At 54.3% G+C, this 19,208-nt stretch carries 20 protein-coding genes, 1 tRNA gene and 1 other annotated feature; of the genes, 8 read left to right on the top strand and 13 right to left on the bottom strand.

Annotated elements, in window-relative coordinates:
- Positions 1–13 precede the first annotated feature (13 nt).
- Positions 14–1,735, top strand: a complete 1,722-nt coding sequence (locus tag Q0W94_RS07905) for a transglutaminase domain-containing protein (RefSeq protein WP_297757511.1) — start codon at positions 14–16, stop codon at positions 1,733–1,735.
- Between the two features lie 6 nt (positions 1,736–1,741).
- Here Q0W94_RS07905 and Q0W94_RS07900 read toward each other — a convergent pair whose 3' ends face one another.
- Both Q0W94_RS07900 and lepA read right to left on the bottom strand, forming a co-directional pair.
- Positions 1,742–1,897 carry a hypothetical protein gene (locus Q0W94_RS07900; protein ID WP_297757508.1) on the bottom strand — a complete coding sequence of 52 codons (156 nt, stop codon included), beginning with the start codon at positions 1,895–1,897 and terminating at the stop codon, positions 1,742–1,744.
- Positions 1,898–1,907: 10 nt separating this feature from the next.
- Entirely contained in the window at positions 1,908–3,719 is a 1,812-nt protein-coding gene (gene lepA / locus Q0W94_RS07895) for a translation elongation factor 4 (protein ID WP_297757505.1), read from the bottom strand.
- A gap of 104 nt (positions 3,720–3,823) precedes the next feature.
- On the opposite strand from lepA, the gene Q0W94_RS07890 reads away from it, so the two are divergent.
- Both Q0W94_RS07890 and Q0W94_RS07885 read left to right on the top strand, forming a co-directional pair.
- Positions 3,824–3,897 (top strand) — tRNA-Pro (locus tag Q0W94_RS07890).
- A gap of 83 nt (positions 3,898–3,980) precedes the next feature.
- On the top strand, positions 3,981–5,345 hold the full coding sequence (locus Q0W94_RS07885) for a TrkH family potassium uptake protein (protein ID WP_297757502.1): 1,365 nt from the start codon (positions 3,981–3,983) through the stop codon (positions 5,343–5,345).
- Here Q0W94_RS07885 and Q0W94_RS07880 read toward each other — a convergent pair.
- Both Q0W94_RS07880 and Q0W94_RS07875 read right to left on the bottom strand, forming a co-directional pair.
- Positions 5,342–6,418, bottom strand: a complete 1,077-nt coding sequence (locus Q0W94_RS07880) for an isocitrate/isopropylmalate dehydrogenase family protein (RefSeq protein WP_297757500.1) — start codon at positions 6,416–6,418, stop codon at positions 5,342–5,344. The two genes, Q0W94_RS07885 and Q0W94_RS07880, sit on opposite strands and share 4 nt — an antisense overlap.
- 199 nt (positions 6,419–6,617) lie before the next feature.
- Entirely contained in the window at positions 6,618–6,917 is a 300-nt protein-coding gene (locus tag Q0W94_RS07875; RefSeq protein WP_149817201.1) for a 30S ribosomal protein PSRP-3, read from the bottom strand.
- Between the two features lie 91 nt (positions 6,918–7,008).
- Between Q0W94_RS07875 and Q0W94_RS07870 the strand changes: the two genes are divergently transcribed.
- Complete coding sequence (locus Q0W94_RS07870; protein ID WP_297757498.1) at positions 7,009–7,791, top strand: TIGR01548 family HAD-type hydrolase; 783 nt, start codon at positions 7,009–7,011, stop codon at positions 7,789–7,791.
- Here Q0W94_RS07870 and rnhA read toward each other — a convergent pair.
- The 7 genes from rnhA to secE form a co-directional block, all read right to left on the bottom strand.
- On the bottom strand, positions 7,739–8,218 hold the full coding sequence (rnhA, locus tag Q0W94_RS07865; RefSeq protein WP_297757496.1) for a ribonuclease HI: 480 nt from the start codon (positions 8,216–8,218) through the stop codon (positions 7,739–7,741). The genes Q0W94_RS07870 and rnhA overlap by 53 nt on opposite strands.
- 73 nt (positions 8,219–8,291) lie before the next feature.
- Complete coding sequence (gene rplL / locus Q0W94_RS07860) at positions 8,292–8,690, bottom strand: 50S ribosomal protein L7/L12 (protein ID WP_024123920.1); 399 nt, start codon at positions 8,688–8,690, stop codon at positions 8,292–8,294.
- Positions 8,691–8,765: 75 nt separating this feature from the next.
- Positions 8,766–9,293 (bottom strand): 50S ribosomal protein L10, encoded by a 528-nt coding sequence (gene rplJ, locus Q0W94_RS07855; protein ID WP_297762391.1) that lies wholly within the window; start codon positions 9,291–9,293, stop codon positions 8,766–8,768.
- Positions 9,294–9,311: 18 nt separating this feature from the next.
- Positions 9,312–9,444, bottom strand: a sequence feature (ribosomal protein L10 leader region).
- Between the two features lie 27 nt (positions 9,445–9,471).
- Positions 9,472–10,188: a 50S ribosomal protein L1 gene (gene rplA, locus Q0W94_RS07850; protein WP_315863114.1), complete on the bottom strand. Its 717-nt coding sequence runs from the start codon at positions 10,186–10,188 to the stop codon at positions 9,472–9,474.
- An 83-nt stretch (positions 10,189–10,271) separates the two neighbouring features.
- Positions 10,272–10,697 (bottom strand): 50S ribosomal protein L11, encoded by a 426-nt coding sequence (gene rplK, locus Q0W94_RS07845; protein WP_011056150.1) that lies wholly within the window; start codon positions 10,695–10,697, stop codon positions 10,272–10,274.
- 14 nt (positions 10,698–10,711) lie between these two features.
- Positions 10,712–11,404 (bottom strand): transcription termination/antitermination protein NusG, encoded by a 693-nt coding sequence (gene nusG, locus Q0W94_RS07840; RefSeq protein WP_297757492.1) that lies wholly within the window; start codon positions 11,402–11,404, stop codon positions 10,712–10,714.
- Between the two features lie 30 nt (positions 11,405–11,434).
- Positions 11,435–11,650, bottom strand: coding sequence for a preprotein translocase subunit SecE (secE, locus tag Q0W94_RS07835; protein ID WP_297757489.1), 216 nt, complete (start codon positions 11,648–11,650; stop codon positions 11,435–11,437).
- 95 nt (positions 11,651–11,745) lie between these two features.
- Between secE and Q0W94_RS07830 the strand changes: the two genes are divergently transcribed.
- A complete protein-coding gene (locus Q0W94_RS07830) occupies positions 11,746–12,618 on the top strand; it encodes an alpha/beta fold hydrolase (RefSeq protein ID WP_297757487.1) in 873 nt (290 codons plus the stop codon).
- A gap of 64 nt (positions 12,619–12,682) precedes the next feature.
- Here Q0W94_RS07830 and Q0W94_RS07825 read toward each other — a convergent pair whose 3' ends face one another.
- Entirely contained in the window at positions 12,683–13,483 is an 801-nt protein-coding gene (locus Q0W94_RS07825; protein ID WP_297757486.1) for a hypothetical protein, read from the bottom strand.
- A gap of 122 nt (positions 13,484–13,605) precedes the next feature.
- Between Q0W94_RS07825 and Q0W94_RS07820 the strand changes: the two genes are divergently transcribed.
- A complete protein-coding gene (locus Q0W94_RS07820) occupies positions 13,606–16,680 on the top strand; it encodes a glycoside hydrolase family 38 C-terminal domain-containing protein (RefSeq protein ID WP_297757484.1) in 3,075 nt (1,024 codons plus the stop codon).
- Here Q0W94_RS07820 and Q0W94_RS07815 read toward each other — a convergent pair.
- Positions 16,677–17,114, bottom strand: coding sequence for a single-stranded DNA-binding protein (locus Q0W94_RS07815; protein WP_297757482.1), 438 nt, complete (start codon positions 17,112–17,114; stop codon positions 16,677–16,679). The genes Q0W94_RS07820 and Q0W94_RS07815 overlap by 4 nt on opposite strands.
- Positions 17,115–17,291: 177 nt before the next feature.
- Here Q0W94_RS07815 and Q0W94_RS07810 point away from each other — a divergent pair, with 177 nt between their 5' ends.
- A complete protein-coding gene (locus tag Q0W94_RS07810; RefSeq protein WP_297757480.1) occupies positions 17,292–18,590 on the top strand; it encodes an NAD(P)/FAD-dependent oxidoreductase in 1,299 nt (432 codons plus the stop codon).
- 40 nt (positions 18,591–18,630) lie between these two features.
- Positions 18,631–19,206, top strand: a complete 576-nt coding sequence (locus Q0W94_RS07805; RefSeq protein ID WP_297757477.1) for a DUF3365 domain-containing protein — start codon at positions 18,631–18,633, stop codon at positions 19,204–19,206.
- The last annotated feature ends 2 nt before the right edge of the window (positions 19,207–19,208 follow it).

Here is a 19,208-nt window from a genome sequence, read left to right as displayed (position 1 = left end):
GTATTTGCTGCCTATGCCAGAGACACCGGCACAGGGTTATGGGGACTCCCTCAGCTCCCGAGCCCTGGATCACAATTGGCGCACTATTTATCCCCTAGGTGCTTACCAGCTCTCCGGTCTGGCATGGGTCGATCCCCAAGCCCTGTGGCTACGTCAATTGCCCCGTTTACCCTTTTGCCAAGCAACCCTTGGCGCCAACTTTTTGGCCTTGGATCGGGTACGGGGCTTTATTTTGCTCATTAACGGCGAAAACGACCACAGCGAGATTCTCAATCCCTACGATCTAGAGCCATTTCTTGATGCCCATGGCCTCTGTCTCTATCGCGAGACCCTCTGGTTTTGTCGGGACACATGGCTCTACCGTTGTCATCTCCCTGACTGGCATGTAGAAAAGGTGCTGGAGTGCCGCTATCCCATTTACGGTGTGGCGGTGGATGACACAGGCATCTATGTGGCCTGTCAAAAATCCGGTTACATCCACTGTTTTGATGAGACCGCTCGAGAGCAGTATCGCCTGAGTGCCCCGGGCATTGGCTGTGAAAATTTAGCCCTCAAGGATGGCTATTTGTGGGTGAGCGATCGCCTAGAGCAATCCATCTATTGCCTCGATCGCCAGAGCGGCCGTGTTGAATGGGTGGCCTTGACCCCCTTTGCCCAGCCAACGGCCTTTACCTTTGATGCGACGGGCCAGTTGTGGGTGGCCTATGGCGGTGAAGAGCCCTATCTGCGGGATAACCCCAACAACCGCGAAGCCCCCCTCGAAATTGCTTATCGCGATATTTGCCTGATTCACCCGCTGCTCTACCACACCCATAGGGAGCAGCATTACACAGTCTCCAATGGCTATCTGATTGAGATGGCCTACGTAGAGGAAATGTCTCCCCTTGATGCGCTGCACTTAGATAACCTCGAGTGGCGGATTGCGCTGCCGATCAATTCCCTGCGCCAAAAACTACTGCGGGTCGAACCCGTGGGTACCCCCTTTCGCTTGGAAACGGTGGCGGATCAGCCAGTGGCAGTGTTTGAGTTTCCTGAGGTGCGTCCCTACGAAGCCCGCCTTTTTGGTTGGCGGGCTTGGCTAGAAGTGAGAGGTATGAAGTACCATCTTGGCTTTGACGACATTGATGAGACGCTACCGCTGCCGCCGGAATTTGCAGCGCAGTATCTGGTGGATAACGATGAGTTGGCAATGGATCAACCCATAGTCCGCGAGGCGGCGCGGGAAGCCGTGGGCACAGAGACCCATATCCTGCGCCAGATGCTCAAGATTCGTAACTATGTCTACGATCGCCTCAGCTATGCTATGCGGCCAACAATTGACACGCCCGATGTGGTTTTGAAGCGGGGAACGGCCTCCTGCGGCGAGTATGTGGGCGTACTGCTGGCCTTAGCCCGACTGAACGGCATTGCTTGCCGCACGGTAGGTCGCTATAAATGTCCCCCCTATCCCCAAAAGCGCGGCATTCCCCTCCAGCCTACCTATAACCATGTCTGGTTGGAATTTTATGTGCCGGGAATTGGCTGGCTGCCCATGGAGTCCAACCCCGATGATGTGGTAGAGCGCGGTCCCTATCCGACACGGTTTTTTATGGGACTGCCCTGGTACCACGTGGAAGTGGGCAAAGGCATTCGCTTTGAGACCACCAATTATCGCGATCGCGGCCTACGCCTTGGAGATTTAGCCCTCAACCATGTGCGCTTTACCATTCACGGTGAACTGCCCCCGCTTGTCTAAACAGTTTTAAGGGAAGAGCAATTGCAGGAGGCCCAAGGGAGCCGGCTGCCAATCGCCGCGCCAATCCAAAAGCTGTACTAACACCAAGTAGCCAATTCCCAATAGTAGGGAAATGGCACCGGTGACGATCGCCACCCATTTGCCCGATGACCGTTGAGACACCCTGAGCCTCCTATTCATTCTTGAGTCGCAATACCGCCATAAAGGCCTCTTGGGGCACATCCACCCGCCCGATCGCCTTCATTCGTTTTTTACCCGCTTTTTGTTTTTCTAGGAGCTTGCGTTTGCGGGTCACGTCACCGCCGTAGCACTTCGCCAAGACATCCTTGCGCAGGGCGGGAATGCTTTCACTGGCAATCACCCGTGAACCAATGGCTGCTTGAATGGGAATTTTGAATTGGTGGCGCGGGATTAGATCCTTGAGTTTGCTAACCAAGGCACGTCCCACATAGTAGGCCTTATCGCGGTGGACAATGGCTGCTAAGGAGTCCACAGGGTCGTTATTAATAAGGATATCCAGCTTCACTAGATCATTGGGACGGTAGCCAATGAGGTGGTATTCCATACTGGCATAGCCCCGCGATCGCGACTTCATTTCATCGAAAAAGTCCGTCACAATTTCCGCCAAGGGCATTTCATAGACCAAGGTGGTACGCCCTTGGGCAAGGTAGCGCATATCCTTAAAGATGCCCCGCCGCGACTGTGCCAATTCCATGAGGGTGCCGACATAGGTTTCGGGGGTAATCATCTCCAGTTGCACGTAGGGTTCCTCAATTTTTTCGCGGTATTGGGGTTCGGGCAACAGGCTGGGGTTGTCAATCATGAGCACTTCCCCTTTCACCGTGGTGACCCGATAAACCACCGAAGGAGCGGTAATGATTAAATCCAGATTGTATTCCCGCTCGAGCCGCTCTTGGATAATCTCCATGTGCAGCAGTCCCAAAAAGCCACAGCGGAACCCAAAACCCATGGCACTGGAGGTTTCCGGCTCATAGTGGAGCGCAGCATCATTAAGCTTTAATTTCTCAAGGGCTTCCCGCAGATCTTCAAACTGATCCGCATCGGTGGGAAACAGGCCACAAAAGACCATGGGTTTGGCTTCGGCGTAGCCAGGGAGGGGTTCCTTGGCCGGGTTTTGCGCCAATGTAATGGTGTCGCCGACACGGGCATCGCCAACGGCTTTAATGGCGGCGGCGAGGTAGCCCACTTCCCCGGCATGGAGGCTGTCCACCGGTTTTTGGTGGGGGGCAAGGACCCCCAGTTCGTCAATCTCATATTCTTTGCCGGAGGCCATCAAGCGGATGCGATCGCCCTTGCGGACCACACCATCCATGACTCGAAAATAGACAATTACCCCACGGTAGGCATCGTAGTAGCTATCAAAAATCAATGCCCGCAGGGGTTGATCCAGGGTATCGCGCGGGGGGGGCACCAAATGCACAATGGATTCCAGAATTTCCTCGATGCCAATCCCTTCCTTGGCAGAGGCTAGAACCGCTTGGGAGCAGTCGAGGCCAATAATCTCTTCGATTTCTGCCTTCACGCGCTCGGGTTCAGCCCCGGGCAAATCAATTTTGTTGAGGACAGGAATAATCTCTAAATTGTGTTCCAAGGCCAGATAGACATTGGCCAAGGTTTGGGCTTCTACCCCTTGGGAGGCATCCACCACCAGGAGTGCCCCTTCACAGGCGGCCAGCGATCGCGACACCTCATAGGAAAAATCCACGTGGCCGGGGGTGTCAATCAAATTCAAGATGTACGTTTCGCCATCGCGACTGATGTAGGTCATGCGGGCGGCTTGCAGCTTAATCGTAATTCCCCGCTCCCGCTCCAGGTCCATATTGTCGAGAAACTGCTCCTTCATTTCACGGGGGTCCACCGTGCCCGTAAATTGCAGCAGGCGATCGGCAAGGGTTGACTTACCGTGATCAATGTGGGCAATGATCGAGAAATTGCGAATGTGGGAAACGGGGACGTCGGTCATACCAGCGAGGGCAACCTTAACAAAATGAAAAACTCCTTATCTTGATTCTAAGGGTCCCCGTCCTATTGTGCTGAGAATTCAGTGGTAGGATAGAGATTAACTGCCGGGATGTAGCGCAGCTTGGTAGCGCATCTGCTTTGGGAGCAGAGGGTCGCAGGTTCAAATCCTGTCATCCCGATTGGGAACCGTAACCCTAGAAGATTGTTGCCAATACAATCCTGCGATAGATTAGCCTCAGGCCTTTTGGATACGCATTCATTGATGTTGACGGTTCCACGGACAATTTGCCTTGGATTTTTGGCAGTGATTATGGTAGGGACGCTCCTCCTGTGTCTGCCCTGGTCCACCAGTAATGGGCATTGGAATCCCTTCGTTATTGCCCTATTTACAGCCACCTCAGCGGTTTGCGTGACAGGCCACATCATTGTTGATACGGCCACCCATTTTTCCCCCTTTGGCCAACTGGTGATTCTGCTGCTGATTCAAGTGGGCGGTCTGGGGTACATGACGGCCACGACATTTTTGATTATTTTACTAGGGCGCAAGTTTAACCTACGGCAAAAAATAGCGCTCCAGCAGGCCTTGGATCGGCGGGGCATCCAGGGGGCACGGCAACTGGTGCGCTCGATTTTGGGCTTGACCTTTCTCTTTGAATTGACGGGTGCCTTTTTGCTGTGGCTAATTTTTCGCCAAGACTTTAGGGATCCACAGGCCCTGTGGCTGGCGGTGTTTCACAGTATCAGTGCTTGGAATAATGCCGGGTTTAGCCTCTTTAGCAACAGTTTAATGGGGTATCAAACCTCAGTGCCCTTGAATTTGGTGATTTCCCTACTGATTATTTTTGGTGGTATTGGCTACGAGGTCATCTTTGAGTTCTACCTTTGGCTCCGGGAGCATCTGCGCTACTGGGGCAAACCCGCCTACTTGATCCGCAAAGCCAGCCAGATGACCTTTAGCCTCAATTTCAAAATTGTTACCAGTACCACAGCAGTTCTCCTAATCTTGGGAACAGTCATGCTGTTCCTGACGGAGCTGCGATCGCCCGAGCGATTTGGTCTTTTTTCCTGGGATCAGAAGCTCCTCTTGGCGTGGTTTCAGTCGGTTACAGCGCGCACAGCGGGCTTTAATACGGTCAACATTGGTGAATTCAATAATAGCGGGCTATTTATTATGATTGCCCTGATGTTTATTGGCGGCAGCCCCGGTGGCACGGCAGGGGGCATTAAAACAACTACGTTACGAATTTTGGCAGGGATTACCAAGTCGGCGCTCCAAGGGAAAGAGGTGGTACTGCTCTACCGCCGTCAAGTGCCCCCCTCCCTCATCATGAAAGCCGTTGCCGTTGCCTTTGGGTCAATGTTTACGGTGCTGGTTTCAACCACCCTGATTGCGATCGCTGACCCGGAAGAAAATTTCATCAATATCCTCTTTGAAACCGTTTCTGCCTTTGCCACCGTTGGGCTTTCCACCGGTATTACCAGTGATCTAAGCATCTTTTCCAAGTTGGTCTTGATTGTAACGATGTATGCCGGACGGGTGGGTATCCTGCTGCTGATGGCGGCAATTATCGGTGATCCCCGGCCTTCTAACGTTCAATATCCCGAGGAGAATCTGCTGGTGGGTTAGGGTGCGGCGTACTCGGCAATCGCAGCAGCCATCTGTTGGGTACCTACGGGGTCTTTGCCCGGTGCCGCCAAATCGTAGGTGACAAAGCGCCCCTCAGCAATTACTTTTTCGACAGCCGCTTGCAGACGCTGTGCTGCCTCCATTTCACCCAGGTGTTGCAGCATCAATACCCCTGAGAGAATCAAGGCGGTGGGATTGGCTTTGTTTTGACCTGCATATTTGGGGGCTGAACCGTGAATCGCCTCAAAAACCGCATATTCATCGCCAATATTGGCGCCGGGAGCCACCCCCAGACCGCCAATCATCCCGGCACACAGGTCTGAAAGAATATCGCCGTAGAGGTTGGGCATCACCATCACATCGTAGAGTTCGGGCTTCTGCATCAACTGCATGCACATGTTATCGACAATGCGATCTTCAAAGGCAATCTCGGGGTAACGGGTGGCAATTTCGCGGGCCCGTTCGAGGAAGAGGCCATCGGTAAATTTCATGATGTTGGCCTTGTGAACAGCTGTCACTTTCTTGCGGCCGTTGGCCTTGGCATATTTGAAGGCAAACTCAAGGATGCGATCGCTCCCCAGCACAGAAATGGGCTTGACACCAATGGCTGCATCCTCCCGAATCGGCTTGCCCGATAGATCACTCAAAAAGGCGCGGGCTTTAGCTGCTTCGGGACTGGTGTATTCAAACTCAATCCCGGCGTAGAGGTCTTCGGTATTCTCGCGAACAATGATGAGGTCAATGTTTTGAAAATAGCTTTTCACCCCCACAATGGATTTGGCAGGCCGTAGGTTCGCATAGAGATTCAGCCGCTTGCGGATCTCGACATTGACAGAACGAAAGCCTGTCCCCACGGGGGTGGTAATTGGGCCTTTGATGGCAGTTTTCGTGCTTTTGATGGCATCGAGAACCTGTTCGGGCAAGGGAGTACCGTAGCGTTCCATCATGTCCACGCCGGCATCCACAACTACCCAGTCAATTTTGACGCCTGTGGCATCAATGGCGGTGCGAGCTGCAGCGGCAACCTCAGGACCAATACCGTCGCCGCGAATTAAGGTGACAGCGTGGGACACGAGTTCTCTCTCCCTATGCAGAACTTCAATCCAGAGATACGAAGAGGGTAGGATGCAGCTAAATGAGCTTCACGGTGCGTAGCGTGTGAAACAAAATCGTGGCTAGGGCGATCGCGCCAGCAACAATGACAAAGTACAAAACAACTCCCATTCTGTTTCTCCTCAACTTGCAATAATTGACCCTGGGATTGAGAGCACCCTAGGCTGTGCCTACAAAACTAACATCACTAAAGCGTTTTTGGGCCTCACTAACGGGACGATTTTTGCCCTCCTCTTGCCAGTAGTTAATGATTTCGGTGGCACGGTTGAGGAGTTCAATGCGCTCGGCTTCCGTAATCCAAGATTTCTTCTCTAACTCTGCCTTGAGGAGTTCCCAAGCGTCGGTGCGGGGCCAAAAGAAGTAGGAGGTGAGGGGGCTTGTCCCTTTGCCAACAATTTGATCGACAGCGATCGCCACGTCTTTCTCTAACCAAAGCACTCTTAGGGTAAAACGGGACAATTCTAACCTCCTAAAACGTATTTTTTACCGAAGACCATCTTCTATAATAACCAATCAGGCCAACTGCATACAAGTTTCTGGAGAGGGACAGTTGAGTACCCCCTGTGCCTGTGTCTTTTTTGATATTGATGGGGTGATTCGCGACGTCAGTCGTTCCTATCGCCGTGCCCTAGCGGATACCGTTGAGCATTTTACAGGGGGTGCCTATCGCCCCAGTCAAAAGGAAATTGACAACCTCAAAGCAGAGGGCTGCTGGAATAACGACTGGGAAGCCTCCCGCGAACTCATTTACCGCTACTTTGAACACCAAGGAAGCCCCCGTTCCCAAGTGCCCTTGGACTACGAACAGTTGGTGATCTTTTTTGAGGAGCGCTATAGCGGTGAAAATTGGTCAGGCTATATTCAAGATGAGCCGCTACTAGTGGATGTTGCCTATTTTCAGACCCTCGATCAAGCGCAGATCCACTGGGGCTTTGTCAGTGGTGCCCCGCGGGACTCGGCAGAATATGTCCTGAGACACCGCTTGGGTCTGGATCAGCCCCTGTTGATCGCCATGGAAGATGCTCCTGGCAAGCCTGACCCCACAGGACTCCGCATAGCCTACCGTCAGGCCAGTGATCAAGAAACGATTCCCGCCTTTTATGTGGGGGATACTGTGGCGGATATGCAAACCGTTGTCAATGCTCGCAAAGAACAAGCAACAACGCCCTGGATTGCCCTTGGGGTGATTCCTCCCCATGTCAAGCCCGAAGATCGGCAACGCTATGGCGATCGCCTGCGCTCAGCGGGAGCCAGTGCAGTCTTTGAACGCACCCGCGACATTACCCCGGCGGTGGTGGCAGCGTTCTTAGGGCAATGGGCTGCCCACGGCTGAAACTGCGGGCAATCAGATCGCAGCGTTCATTCCCGACATCGCCCCTATGGCCGCGTACATGGTGCCATTGGATTAAGGGATGATTGAGGGCATCTAACTCCTGCCACAGGTCTTGATTGAGAACCGGCTTTTTGGCGGCCGTTTGCCAGCCCCGCCGTTTCCAATTGAGGATCCACTCAGTAATGCCCTTGAGGACATACTCGCTGTCGGTGTAAAGGGCGATCGCGCTCCCCGGCGCCAGTTGGTGCCATGCCTTGAGGGCTTCAATAGCAGCCTGTAATTCCATGCGATTATTCGTAGTAGCCGGGTGGTGTCCCCCAAGCTCCTGCACAGAGCCATCGGTAAAGTAAATAACCACGCCCCACCCCCCCGGTCCTGGATTGCCTGCACAGGCACCATCGGTATAGATGGCACGAATAGGGGTCATGGGTCTCTATACTCCCCAAATACTAAGAGAGGGTGGCCAGAACACCACCCTCCAAACAAATGGATACCAAAGATTACTTGATGCTGACTTTGGCGCCGGCCTCCTCCAGTTCTTTCTTGGCGGCTTCGGCGTCTTCTTTGGTGGCACCTTCTTTCACGGGTTTGGGTGTGGATTCCACCACTTCCTTGGCTTCCTTCAGACCCAAGCCAGTCAAGGAGCGCACCACCTTGAGCACAGCAATCTTCTTGTCCGCGGGGACTTCTTCAAGAATGACATCGAAGGCGGTTTTCTCTTCGACTTCTTCTGCGGGAGCTGCCGCCGCACCGGCCACAGGCGCCGCCACCATCATCCCACCAACCGGCGCCGCGGCACTGACGCCAAAGGTCTCTTCAATTTGCTTGACCAGCTCGGCCGCTTCCAACAGGGTCAAGGATTTCAACTTTTCGAGAATTTCATCGGTTGCAGCAGACATTGTAAACTCCTATCGTTTCAAAGTTGGAAAACAAGAACAGGTGGCTTCCCAAGGGAAACCGAAAACAGGATCGATCTATTCCGCACCTTTGTCGGCGATCGCCTGCGTTGCCCGCGCCAAGGAAGCAGGAACCTCCTTGATGCCAATGGCAATCTTTGCTGTGACGGCGTTGAGGGCACCGGCAATCTGCGCCATGAGTTGTTCTTTTGAGGGCAGATCACCAATGGCCTTCACTTGCGCTTCGTCAAGGGCACGTCCCTCCATGACCCCACCGCGGAGGGTGGTTTTTTTCGTGGCCTTTTGGAATTCTTGGTAGGCCTTAATTGCGCCGCCAATGTCATCCTTAACCAAGAGAAACGCTGACGGTCCCTTGAGGAATTGGGTCATGGGTTGCCAAGTGTCACTTTCTTTGACCGCCAATGCCATCAGGGTGTTTTTCGTGACCTTGCAACTGGCATTGCACTTGCGCAAGCGTTGCCGCAAATCCTTCATCTCAGCATCGGTGAGACCCTGGTAGTCAATCACCAGTGCCATTTGGGACTCCCTCAGGCGTTCCTTGAGCTCCGCCACAATTTCTTTTTTGTTTGCTAGCGTGCGTCCCACGCGCATCACCTCCTCTAGTCAGTGAAAGAAAAACCCCAGCAGTGGTGCCGGGGCGATCGCCCAATCGCAATGGATGGACTTCGCAAACCTCGGCAGGAAGATTATGTCTCAGCCAGACCCCTGCGGTCTTCGGTTTTCGTCTTGAGTTGTCAGGTATTGGGCAATAGGCAAGTCCTCCTTAGGCGGCTTCGGCCAGTTTTAGCTCCCGCAGAGCATTAATGTCCACCTGAATGCTCGGCCCCATTGTCGCAGCCACATAGACACTGCGCCAGTAGCGCCCCTTGGCACCACTCGGGCGGTTGCGGTCAATACTTTCTTGCAGGGCCTTGAGGTTAACGAGCAGGTCTTCGGCGCTGAAGCTGGCTTTGCCAAAGAGCACATGGACAATCCCGGTGCGATCGGCACGGAATTCCACTTTCCCCGCTTTGAACTCCTGAATTGCTTGGGGCAAGTCAAAAGTCACCGTACCCGCCTTGGGGGATGGCATTAGTCCCCGCGGACCGAGAATCCGGCCCACTTTGGCCACTTGGGGCATCATATCGGGGGTGGCAATGAGGAGGTCAAAGTCCATCCGCCCCTTTTGAATTTCCTCAATCAGCTCCTCTGAGCCTACAACATCGGCACCGGCGGCACTAGCTTCGGTCACTTTTTCACCCCGAGCAATCACGGCCACGCGAATGGTTTGACCGGTGCCCTTGGGGAGCGCCACGGTAGTACGCAATTGTTGATCTGTATATTTCGGATCAATGCCCAAGCGGATGTGGGCCTCGGCCGATTCAGGAAATTTGGCGGTGGCCGTTTCCTTAAGCAATTGCAAGGCCTCAAGGGGAGCGTAGGGACGATCCTCCACCTTGGCATAGAGTTCGCGCAGTCGTCGCGAGAGTTTACGCATCAGAATTTACCTCCACGGGGTACCAACGAAACAAAGTTTCTCCCCCAACACAACAAAGGACTCAACAGGAACACCCTCAGAAAATTTTAGTCGGTAATGGTCACGCCCATATTGCGGGCCGTGCCTTCGATAATCCGCATGGCCGCTTCAATATCGTTGGCATTGAGATCCGGCATTTTCTTCTCAGCAATTTCCCGCAGTTGGGCACGGGTGATGCTGCCCACTTTTTTCTTGTTGGGTTCGCCGGAGCCCTTTTCAATGCCAGCGGCTTTTTGGATCAATACGGAAGCGGGTGGAGTTTTGAGAACAAAGGTGAAACTGCGATCTTCATAGACCGAAATTTCAACGGGAACCACCATCCCCACTTGATCGGCGGTGCGAGCATTGTACTCTTTGCAGAACATCATGATGTTCACACCGTGCTGGCCCAGGGCTGGGCCAATGGGGGGAGCAGGGTTGGCTTTACCTGCTTGAATGGCAAGTTTAATAACTGCGACGACCTTTTTCGCCATAGTGAGTTAGCGTCCTAATCTACTTTTTCCACTTGAGTTACTTCGAGTTCGACCGGCGTTTCGCGGCCAAAAATCGAGAGTAATGCCTTCAGTTTGCTGCGCTCAGCACTGACTTCAATCACCTCTCCCTCAAAGTCCTTAAAGGGACCATTGAGAACTTTGATCTTATCACCACTGTTGAGATCAATGCGGTGCACCGGTTCCTGTTCTTGGGCTTTGCGGAAGATGCGCTCCACTTCAGCTGGACTCAGGGGCATAGGCTTGACGTGACCGCGTCCCCGGCCTGTACTGCGGCGCTGCTCAGCACCGACAAAGTTAATCACATTGGGGGTGTTTTTAATCACCTGCCAAGCTTCATCATCAATTTGCCATTCGCCGGTTTCGGGAGATTGCTGTGCCCGTACTTGGACAAGCACATAACCGGGAAAAACTTTTTCCTCCATGGTTTGCCGCGAGCCATCTTTTTTGATTTTGATGACTGGGGTTTGGGGAATTTCAATACGAAAGATGCGATCGGCCACATCTAGCGTATGGAGCCGCTGCTCGATGGTGCTTTTCACTTTTTTTTCGCAGCCAGAGGCCACCTGGACGGCGTACCAAAACCGTTTGACCTTACCCGCTTGCTCCCCTTCAGATACTTCAACGGTATCGTCAAGAGGATCGTTGAGAGCGGAATGATCAGTATGATCAGTAAATTCACTCACCATAGGCGCGTACTCGTAGAAATCTTTGGCTGTCTAAAAAATCAGTGTGGCCAGCCAACGAAAGAGTTCATCCACTAGGTAGATGACCGCAGCGGAAAGGGAAACAATGAGAATGACCGCCGCAGATTCGCCAATCAGGCGCTGGCGATCGGGCCACACCACTTTGTTGAGTTCTTCCTTGGTTTCGCGGAAAAACTCGGTTAGATTAAAGCCACTAGTGGGCTTTTCGCCTTCGGTACTCTTGCTCACGGCGGCACTCCATTGGGGCGGGGCAGCCCGTTGCTACCCGTTTAATTCAGCGCGATTTATCATCATAGCAGGTTTCTTCTCTTTAGGAAATCCCCATGTTTGATTGCCTGCGATCGCGCACCCTGACAACGGCTATGGGTGAGGTGGCCTACGTGACGAATGATGTCAGCACGGCGAACCATGCCCGGCCGCCTCTATTTTTTTGGCATGGCTTTGGCGGTGGCTCGAGCCGCTATGAGTGGTCGGCGGTTTATCCAGCCTTTGCAGCCGAGTATTCCCTTTTTGCTTTGGATTTGCCCGGTTGGGGCGCCTCTGAGCATCGCGATCAACCCTATACGGTGGCGGCCTATGTGGATCACTTGCTGGAGTGCCTTGGTCAATTGACGGCGGAACCAGCGGTGGTGATCACGTCGTCACTGACGGCAGCCTTTGCCATCCAGGGGGCGATCGCCCATCCCCAATGCTTCCGCGGCCTCATTCTCACCTGTCCAACGGGGTTGAGTGATTTTGGTCAAGATTACCGCCAAACCCCCCTTGCCCAGATTGCCCGCCAGCCCTACGTAGATACAGTCTTTTATCGCCTTGGCGTGGCCAATTCCCTGAGTGTGCAGTCCTTTATGGCCAATCAACAGTTTGCCCGACCCAGCCGCATCAGCCCCGAAATGGTTGCCACCTATACCCAAGTGGCACAGTCACCGGGGGCGGAATTTGCGGCACTGGCTTTTGTGCGGGGTGATCTCTGCTGCGATCTCGGTCGCTGCCTGCCCCATTTGACGGTGCCGACCTATATCGTTTGGGGAGAGCAGGCAAAACTCCCTCCGCTGGCGGTCGGTCAACGCTTGGCACAGTTAAACCGGGAGGCGATTCGTGCCTTTGACGTGATTCCGGAGGTGGGACTAACGCCCCAGTTGGAGTGCCCGGCGGTGATGATTGGCTTCATTGACCGCTACCTCAGCCAACTGAGATAATTGGGGCGCTGGGAATTTTGGATAAAATTTCTTTCCATCTCTGAATGGCCCTAGGGAAGGAAACCTAGGGCTGACGTTGGGCATTGGCAGTGGCGGGTAGGGTGGTGCCATAGACACGGGGGCGATCGCCCTGGGCCAATTGGCTGCTGCCTTGGGCATCCACTGCCCAAATCGTAGCTTTGGGATTCCCCATCGTTTGGGTTTGAAAGAGTACCCGTTGCGGATCCGTTGTGCTCCAGCCGAGGAGGGTGGCAAAGTCGTATTCCGCAGCGGTGGGATAAACTGTGGCCACATGACCCACCCCCGCCTGCCAAATCCACGCACCGTCGCTGATTAAATCCGTGGCAAAAAGCCCACCGACCTGTCGCACCAAAAGACGATTGCCCGTTGCTGACCAACCCACAGGAACCAGCACCGCAATTAGACCTTGGCCTTGGGGCACCTCTGCCAAAAATTCAGGCGGCATTTCCTTGAGACTTGCAATCCGCTCTTGAGTGCCCCTTTGGCGATCGCGAATTTCAAGAACACTCACCAGTTGTTGCCGATGAGCTTCTGGATGTGCCGTGAAATAGAGGGTGGCCTGTGCCACATAGCGGCCATCGGGAGAGATATATTGGGGGGTCTGTTGCGTGAAGCGGAGGGATTTCTTGGCTTTGACGGCGGCAGCGTGGCCGTCCTCAATCCATTGCCAAGGGAGCGGGAGGGAACTCTGGCGGGGATCCGCCCCAACAGTTTCCCCAGGTTGATCGGGGGCAGGGGGGCGTTGGGATTGGGCAAGCATCACTGGGGCGATCGCCAGGGCGGTCAGGATGCCACAGACCGAGGAGAGCAAAAAGCCCCGCCAGGGCTCACGTCGGGTTACCATGAGGTCACTCCCCTTAAATAAAATTTTTTATTGACAGTTTGGTTAAATAAATGACGACAGCTCCTCACACCTCCAGCATAGCAATTGGCCTAGGCCGATCGCCGGCAAATTAACGAATTCTTATGGTCTTGACAGAATTAATCAAAGAATCTCGTAACTATTTACATTCATTGGCAGTCATCGAGATTCATTCCCAGTGGCTTCCCCTCACCTCACCCTCGCTCCAGGATGCAGGGACGACTCCCTATGCCGTGAATGTTAAGGGTCATCTGGCGTGGCCCAAGGGTCGGCACTCCCTGTGGTTGGGGCAGCGGATCAGGGTACCGGCGATGGTTCAAGGCTATAGCGTGGCAGGTTTAACTCTACGCCTTGATCTCACGTGGTGGGCGGATCAGGCAACGGTGTATGTCAATGGCCAGGCGATGCATCAGGGGGATTTATTCGATCATTCGGTGAGTCTTTGCCTAGGGGAAGCCGTAACCCCCGGCCAAACCTGGGATGTGGTGTTGCATCTCATCAGTCCCGGCCACGATGACGGTGCTTTGGTGAGATCCTGCCTGCGGTTTGAATCGCCCCTGGGAATTGACCCCGACTTTGTTGCCACTGAGTTGCACATTTTGGAGATTTTTGGTGAAACCCTCAACCTAGAACCCCTTGAACCGCTGCTTAAGGAAATTCTAGAAAGTCAAGGGCAGCGCCCCATTTTAGATCCGTTGCTGGCGGAGATTCATGACAGCATGCTGGCGATCGCCACCCCTTTACGGGAGTTCACAATCCACCTGTGTGGTCATGCCCATTTAGACTTGGCGTGGCTCTGGCCAATCGCAGAAACATGGCAAGTGGCACAGTCCACTTTTCAATCTGTCTTGGGGCTCAAGAAACGCTACCCTGAGCTGACCTTTAGCCACTCCACCCCAGCGTTGTATGCCCATTTGCAAACCCATGCCCCGGAACTCTTTGGGCAAATTCAGGCAGCCGTTGCCGCCGGTTGGTGGGATGTGGCAGCGGGTCTTTGGGTGGAACCGGAGCTAAATCTCATTAATGCTGAGTCCATTGCCCGTCAAATTCTCTATGGGCAGCAGTACGTGCAGCGGGTCTTTGGTGACATTAGCCCCATTGCTTGGTTGCCCGATACCTTTGGCTTTCCGGAACGCTTGCCCAGTTTCTTGGCCCAAGGGGGGATTCGCTACTTTGTCACCCAAAAATTGCGCTGGAATGACACCAGCCGCTTTCCCCACGGTTGGTTTGTCTGGCGGGATGTGGCGGGGGCTCAGATCAACGCCCTGATGTCAGCGCCCATTGGCGAGGGGATTGATCCAGTGAAAATGGCTACCTACGCCCAACAGTGGTGGCAACAAACGGGATCGCGGCGCAGCCTCTGGCTCCCCGGTGTTGGGGATCATGGCGGTGGGCCGACGGCAGAAATGTTGGAACGGGTGCGACGCTGGCAACACCTTGGCGGTATTGGGCCGCAGTGGCAATGGACAACCCTGCGGCAGTATTTAGAACAGTTGAGCCAAGAAACCCCGCCGACCACGCAGTGGCAAGGGGAACTGTATTTAGAATTCCATCGCGGTTGCTATACCAGTCATGGTGATCAAAAGGCTGCCCACGATCGCGCCCAACGGCAACTGCAAGAGGCAGAGCGCTGGTGTGCCCTCGCCGCAATGACGACTGCTTTTTCCTACCCCAGGGAAGAACTCAAAACCTGTTGGCAACAACTGCTCTTTAACCAGTTTCATGATATTCTGCCCGGATCCTCAATTCCTGAGGTCTATGCTGAGGTCAATCTAACATGGCAGCAACTTCTGACAACGACAGAAACCTTACTTAAGGCGGCCCAAACCGCTCTGTGGGCCTCTATAGACTACGGCACCCCCCCCGTGGCAGGGGCAATTCCTGTGGTTATTTTCAACAGTGGGGTAGGCGATCGCGCTGGGGTTGTCCACATTGATTTGGCGCAGCTACCGCCGGCAATCCCCTCTTGGCGGGTGTATTGTCCACGGGGGGACTACGACTTACCAGCCCAGTTAAATACTCCCCAAGGGTGTCTGACGTTTTGTACCCCTGAGGTGCCGGGAATTGGCTACACACTCCTGTGGCTCTGCCCGCGATCGCGCCCCGACCCCTTACCCACCCCGCCCTTGGGCTATGTCTTGGAAAATAACTATCTCCACGTTGAGATTGATCCGGCAACGGGGGAAATCACCAACCTCTACGACAAGTTGAATCATCGTCCCTGTTTGGGCGATCGCGGCAATCAACTGCAATTTTTCCGTGATCAGGGGCAGTACTGGGATGCCTGGAACATTGATCCCAACTATGGGCAGCACCGACTGGCGGGCGCGATCTTAGAGTCAATTGCATGGGTGACGTGGCACCAACTGGAGCAACGCCTACGGGTAAGGTGGCGCTTTCAGTCCTCGTGGATTCAGCAGGAATATGTGCTGCAGTATCAAACCCCCTGGCTGCGCATTGATACAATAATTGACTGGCAGGAGGAACATATTCTCCTCAAGGCAGCGTTTCCCTTGGCAATCAGTGCTGAGCAGATCACCTGTGAAACTCCCGGTGGTGTTACGGTGCGCCCGACACTCCCTAATCCGCACCTCAGTCCCCATGAGCAAGCAAAGTGGGAGGTGCCCTTTCTCACGTGGGTAGATCTAAGTACACCGGAGTATGGGGTGAGTCTTTTCAGCGACGGCAAGCATGGCCTGGATGCCCAAGCCAATCAACTGCGCTTGACCCTCTTGCGATCGCCCACATGGCCTGATCCGACCAGCGATCGCGGTCAGCACCGCTTTAGCTATGGTGTGTTTCCCCACAGTGGCTCATGGCGGGCGGCGGCTGTCCCGCAATGGGCGGCTCAGTTTGATCATCCCCTCAGGAGCGCGATCGGCCACGGTGCAGCGGAGCTGTTTGGCCACTGTACGGGAACCTTACCCGCCCACGCCCATCTGCTCCATTGGTCGGAGGCTGGCATTCAATGCCTTGCTCTCAAGGAAGCTGAAGATAGAGAGGGCTGGCAATTGCGAGTGGCAGACGTGGTTGGGGAAGGGGGCACCTTGGCACTGCACTCAACCCTCATCCCATGGCAAGTCAAAGGGGCACAAACCCTTCTGGAGATGTCCACCGACCGTGGAGACCAAATGACCCTGGAGCCATGGGAAGTGGTAACCCTGCGGCTGGAAATTTAGAAGGGCACCTCGTCCAAGCTAATATCCTCCGGTTCGGGGGGTGGGGAGGCCACCCTGGGTGTCATGGGTACGGTGGCGGCGGGTGTGGCCATTGGGCTTGCTGCAGGTTGTGCCGCGTGGTCCACAATGTTGCCCTCAACTGTGTAGAAACGGCTCACCACTAACTCGGCGCGTTTTTCTTTGAAGCCCTCGGGGCGGTCAATGGTGTCCATTTTTAGCCGACCTTCTAAAATCAGGCGATCGCCCACCTTGCATTCTGCCTGCATTTTTTGTCCCAAATTACCCCAAGCAACTGTTCGCAAACTCATGGGGGGGTCTTCACTGCGAAGGCTGGCAAACTGCACCACCATCGTCGCCACTGCCATCTGATGTTCTTGGGTGTAGCGCAGCTCTGGGGCTTGGATCACTTCCGCAAAGAGGACGCAACTATTCATCTGTGGACTTCCAACAGCTCATGTTCCTTCCAGTATAGTCCCAATCGCTGCCGCAACAAGGCCACAGGATGAATACAGTACCACTCTGGGGGTTGCCTCAGCACAGACGCCTGTGGCCAATTTTATGTTCTTATACTACCATATAGTTAATTAAATAAATTTGTAGAGGATACAGTCATGGCACGGGTGGTTGTCCTTGGGGCGGGCATTGGTGGATTGCCCACAGCCTACGAATTGAAACATCGTTTGGGCGATCGCCATGAAGTGATCTTGGTCTCTGATGGGGATCGCTTTACCTTTATCCCGGGATTAGTGGCGGTTGCCCTCGGATACAATTCCCTCGAACACCTGCAAGTGCCCCTAGAGACAGTGAGCCGGCGCCATCGGCTGAGATGGGTGCAAGGCAAAGTTCAGCGGCTTGCTCCTCAGGAAAAGAAAATTGACTTGCCTGAACAAACCCTTGACTACGACTATTTGGTGATTGCCACAGGGGCAGAACTCGCTGTCGATCTGATTCCTGGCCTTGGCCTCCACAGCCATTCCGTGTGTACTCCCGCCCACGCCGTTGCCGCCCAGAGAGCATGGCAAGAATTCCTAAAAGAGCCAAAGGACTTAGTTGTGGGGGCCGCTCCCGGAGCCAGTTGCTTTGGGCCTGCCTATGAATTTCTCTTTTTGGCAGAGCACACCCTGCGGCGTCATGGGTTGCGCGATCGGGTCAAGATCACCTTCATTACCCCTGAACCCTACGTTGGCCACTTGGGGATTGGCGGGTTGGCCAACAGCGATCAACTCACCCGCAACCTGATAGAGAAACGAGGCATTGCAACAATCACCAACGCTGAGATAACTGCCATCGAGCCGCATCGAATCCTGCTGCGGGATGGACAGGTGATCCCCTTTGGCTACAGCATGATTTTGCCACCTTTTCGCGGCGTGGGCTTTGTGCGCGCCTCTGGCCTTGGCAATGAGAAGGGGTTTTTGCCCCTGCTGCCCACACTTCAGCATCCCGACTATCCTGAGATCTACGGGGTTGGCATCAGTGTTCACCTTCAGCCTTTAGAAGTGACCCCTGTGCCTATGGGAGTGCCCAAAACCGGTCAAATGACGGAGGAGATGGCGATCGCTGCCAGCCACAACATTGCCGTTGCCCTTGGGGAATTAGCGGCTGACCCTGTGGTACCGACACTGGATGCCCTATGTTTTGCTGACTTTGGCAATACCGGTATTGCCTATATTGCCGCTCCGGTGATGCCGGAACCCCCTGGGGAGAGGCGTCGCTTGGCCTATGCCATTCAAGGATCGTGGGTCAGTTGGGTCAAGGCCGCCTTTGAACGCTACTTCCTGCTGAAAATGCGGTGGGGACTGAGTGTCCCTTGGTTTGAACAGTGGGGACTGCGGCTATTCTTTGGCCTTTCCCTTGTGCGTCCCCTGCGACCCACGGTGTTTCCAGAGCAGCAACCCATCATCAAAGTTTGATAGACAAACATTGACAAAATTTAATAAAGGAGTAATGTCTATGGTGCGCATCTTGCTCATGGTTCTGTTGATGGCGTCCCTATGGATCCAGGGTTCTCCGGCCACCTTGGCCAGTGTGAATCCCGATGAACTGGGGAAAGTGGTCACGGCCATTGAACAGTTGGATCAAATGCGCATTGGCCTTGCCTCTACCCTAGAAGGGGGTACTAGCGAACCGACCCTTGACACCTTTAAGGCCGTCTGTGCCCCCGTGGGCAAGCAAGCCAAGGAAATTGCCGCTGCCAATGGCTGGCAAGTGCGTCAGGTGGCACTCAAGTATCGCAACCCCAACCATGCCCCGCGCACAGCCCTGGAAGTGCAAGCCCTCAATCAGTTTGATAACAACCGCCAACTGCAAGCCTTTTGGCAAACCGATAAGGAAGGGGTGCACTACTTCCGTCGCATTGATGTCCAAGCCAGTTGCCTTGCCTGCCATGGGGCTAAAAATCGCCGTCCTGCCTTTATTCAGGAAAAATATCCCAGCGATCGCGCCTATGGCTTCCGTGTTGGCGATCTGCGGGGCATGTACGCTGTGACGATTCCGCAAATTCAGCAGGCACTCCAAACCTCACCCTAAGG

The sequence above is a fragment of the Thermosynechococcus sp. genome (assembly GCF_025999095.1).
Lineage (GTDB): Bacteria > Cyanobacteriota > Cyanobacteriia > Thermosynechococcales > Thermosynechococcaceae > Thermosynechococcus.
Note: the sequence above shows the minus strand (reverse complement) of the source record. Positions and strands in the feature narration are given on the sequence as shown.

Coding starts and splice junctions, on each gene's coding strand:
- Q0W94_RS07825 (WP_297757486.1), bottom strand. CDS start 13,483: ATGGTAACCCGACGTGAGCCCTGGCGGGGCTTTTTGCTCTCCTCGGTC.
- rplK (WP_011056150.1), bottom strand. CDS start 10,697: ATGGCGAAAAAGGTCGTCGCAGTTATTAAACTTGCCATTCAAGCAGGT.
- Q0W94_RS07820 (WP_297757484.1), top strand. CDS start 13,606: ATGGTCTTGACAGAATTAATCAAAGAATCTCGTAACTATTTACATTCA.
- Q0W94_RS07805 (WP_297757477.1), top strand. CDS start 18,631: ATGGTGCGCATCTTGCTCATGGTTCTGTTGATGGCGTCCCTATGGATC.
- rplL (WP_024123920.1), bottom strand. CDS start 8,690: ATGTCTGCTGCAACCGATGAAATTCTCGAAAAGTTGAAATCCTTGACC.
- Q0W94_RS07885 (WP_297757502.1), top strand. CDS start 3,981: ATGTTGACGGTTCCACGGACAATTTGCCTTGGATTTTTGGCAGTGATT.
- lepA (WP_297757505.1), bottom strand. CDS start 3,719: ATGACCGACGTCCCCGTTTCCCACATTCGCAATTTCTCGATCATTGCC.
- Q0W94_RS07815 (WP_297757482.1), bottom strand. CDS start 17,114: ATGAATAGTTGCGTCCTCTTTGCGGAAGTGATCCAAGCCCCAGAGCTG.
- Q0W94_RS07830 (WP_297757487.1), top strand. CDS start 11,746: ATGTTTGATTGCCTGCGATCGCGCACCCTGACAACGGCTATGGGTGAG.
- Q0W94_RS07905 (WP_297757511.1), top strand. CDS start 14: ATGCCAGAGACACCGGCACAGGGTTATGGGGACTCCCTCAGCTCCCGA.
- nusG (WP_297757492.1), bottom strand. CDS start 11,404: ATGGTGAGTGAATTTACTGATCATACTGATCATTCCGCTCTCAACGAT.
- rnhA (WP_297757496.1), bottom strand. CDS start 8,218: ATGACCCCTATTCGTGCCATCTATACCGATGGTGCCTGTGCAGGCAAT.
- Q0W94_RS07810 (WP_297757480.1), top strand. CDS start 17,292: ATGGCACGGGTGGTTGTCCTTGGGGCGGGCATTGGTGGATTGCCCACA.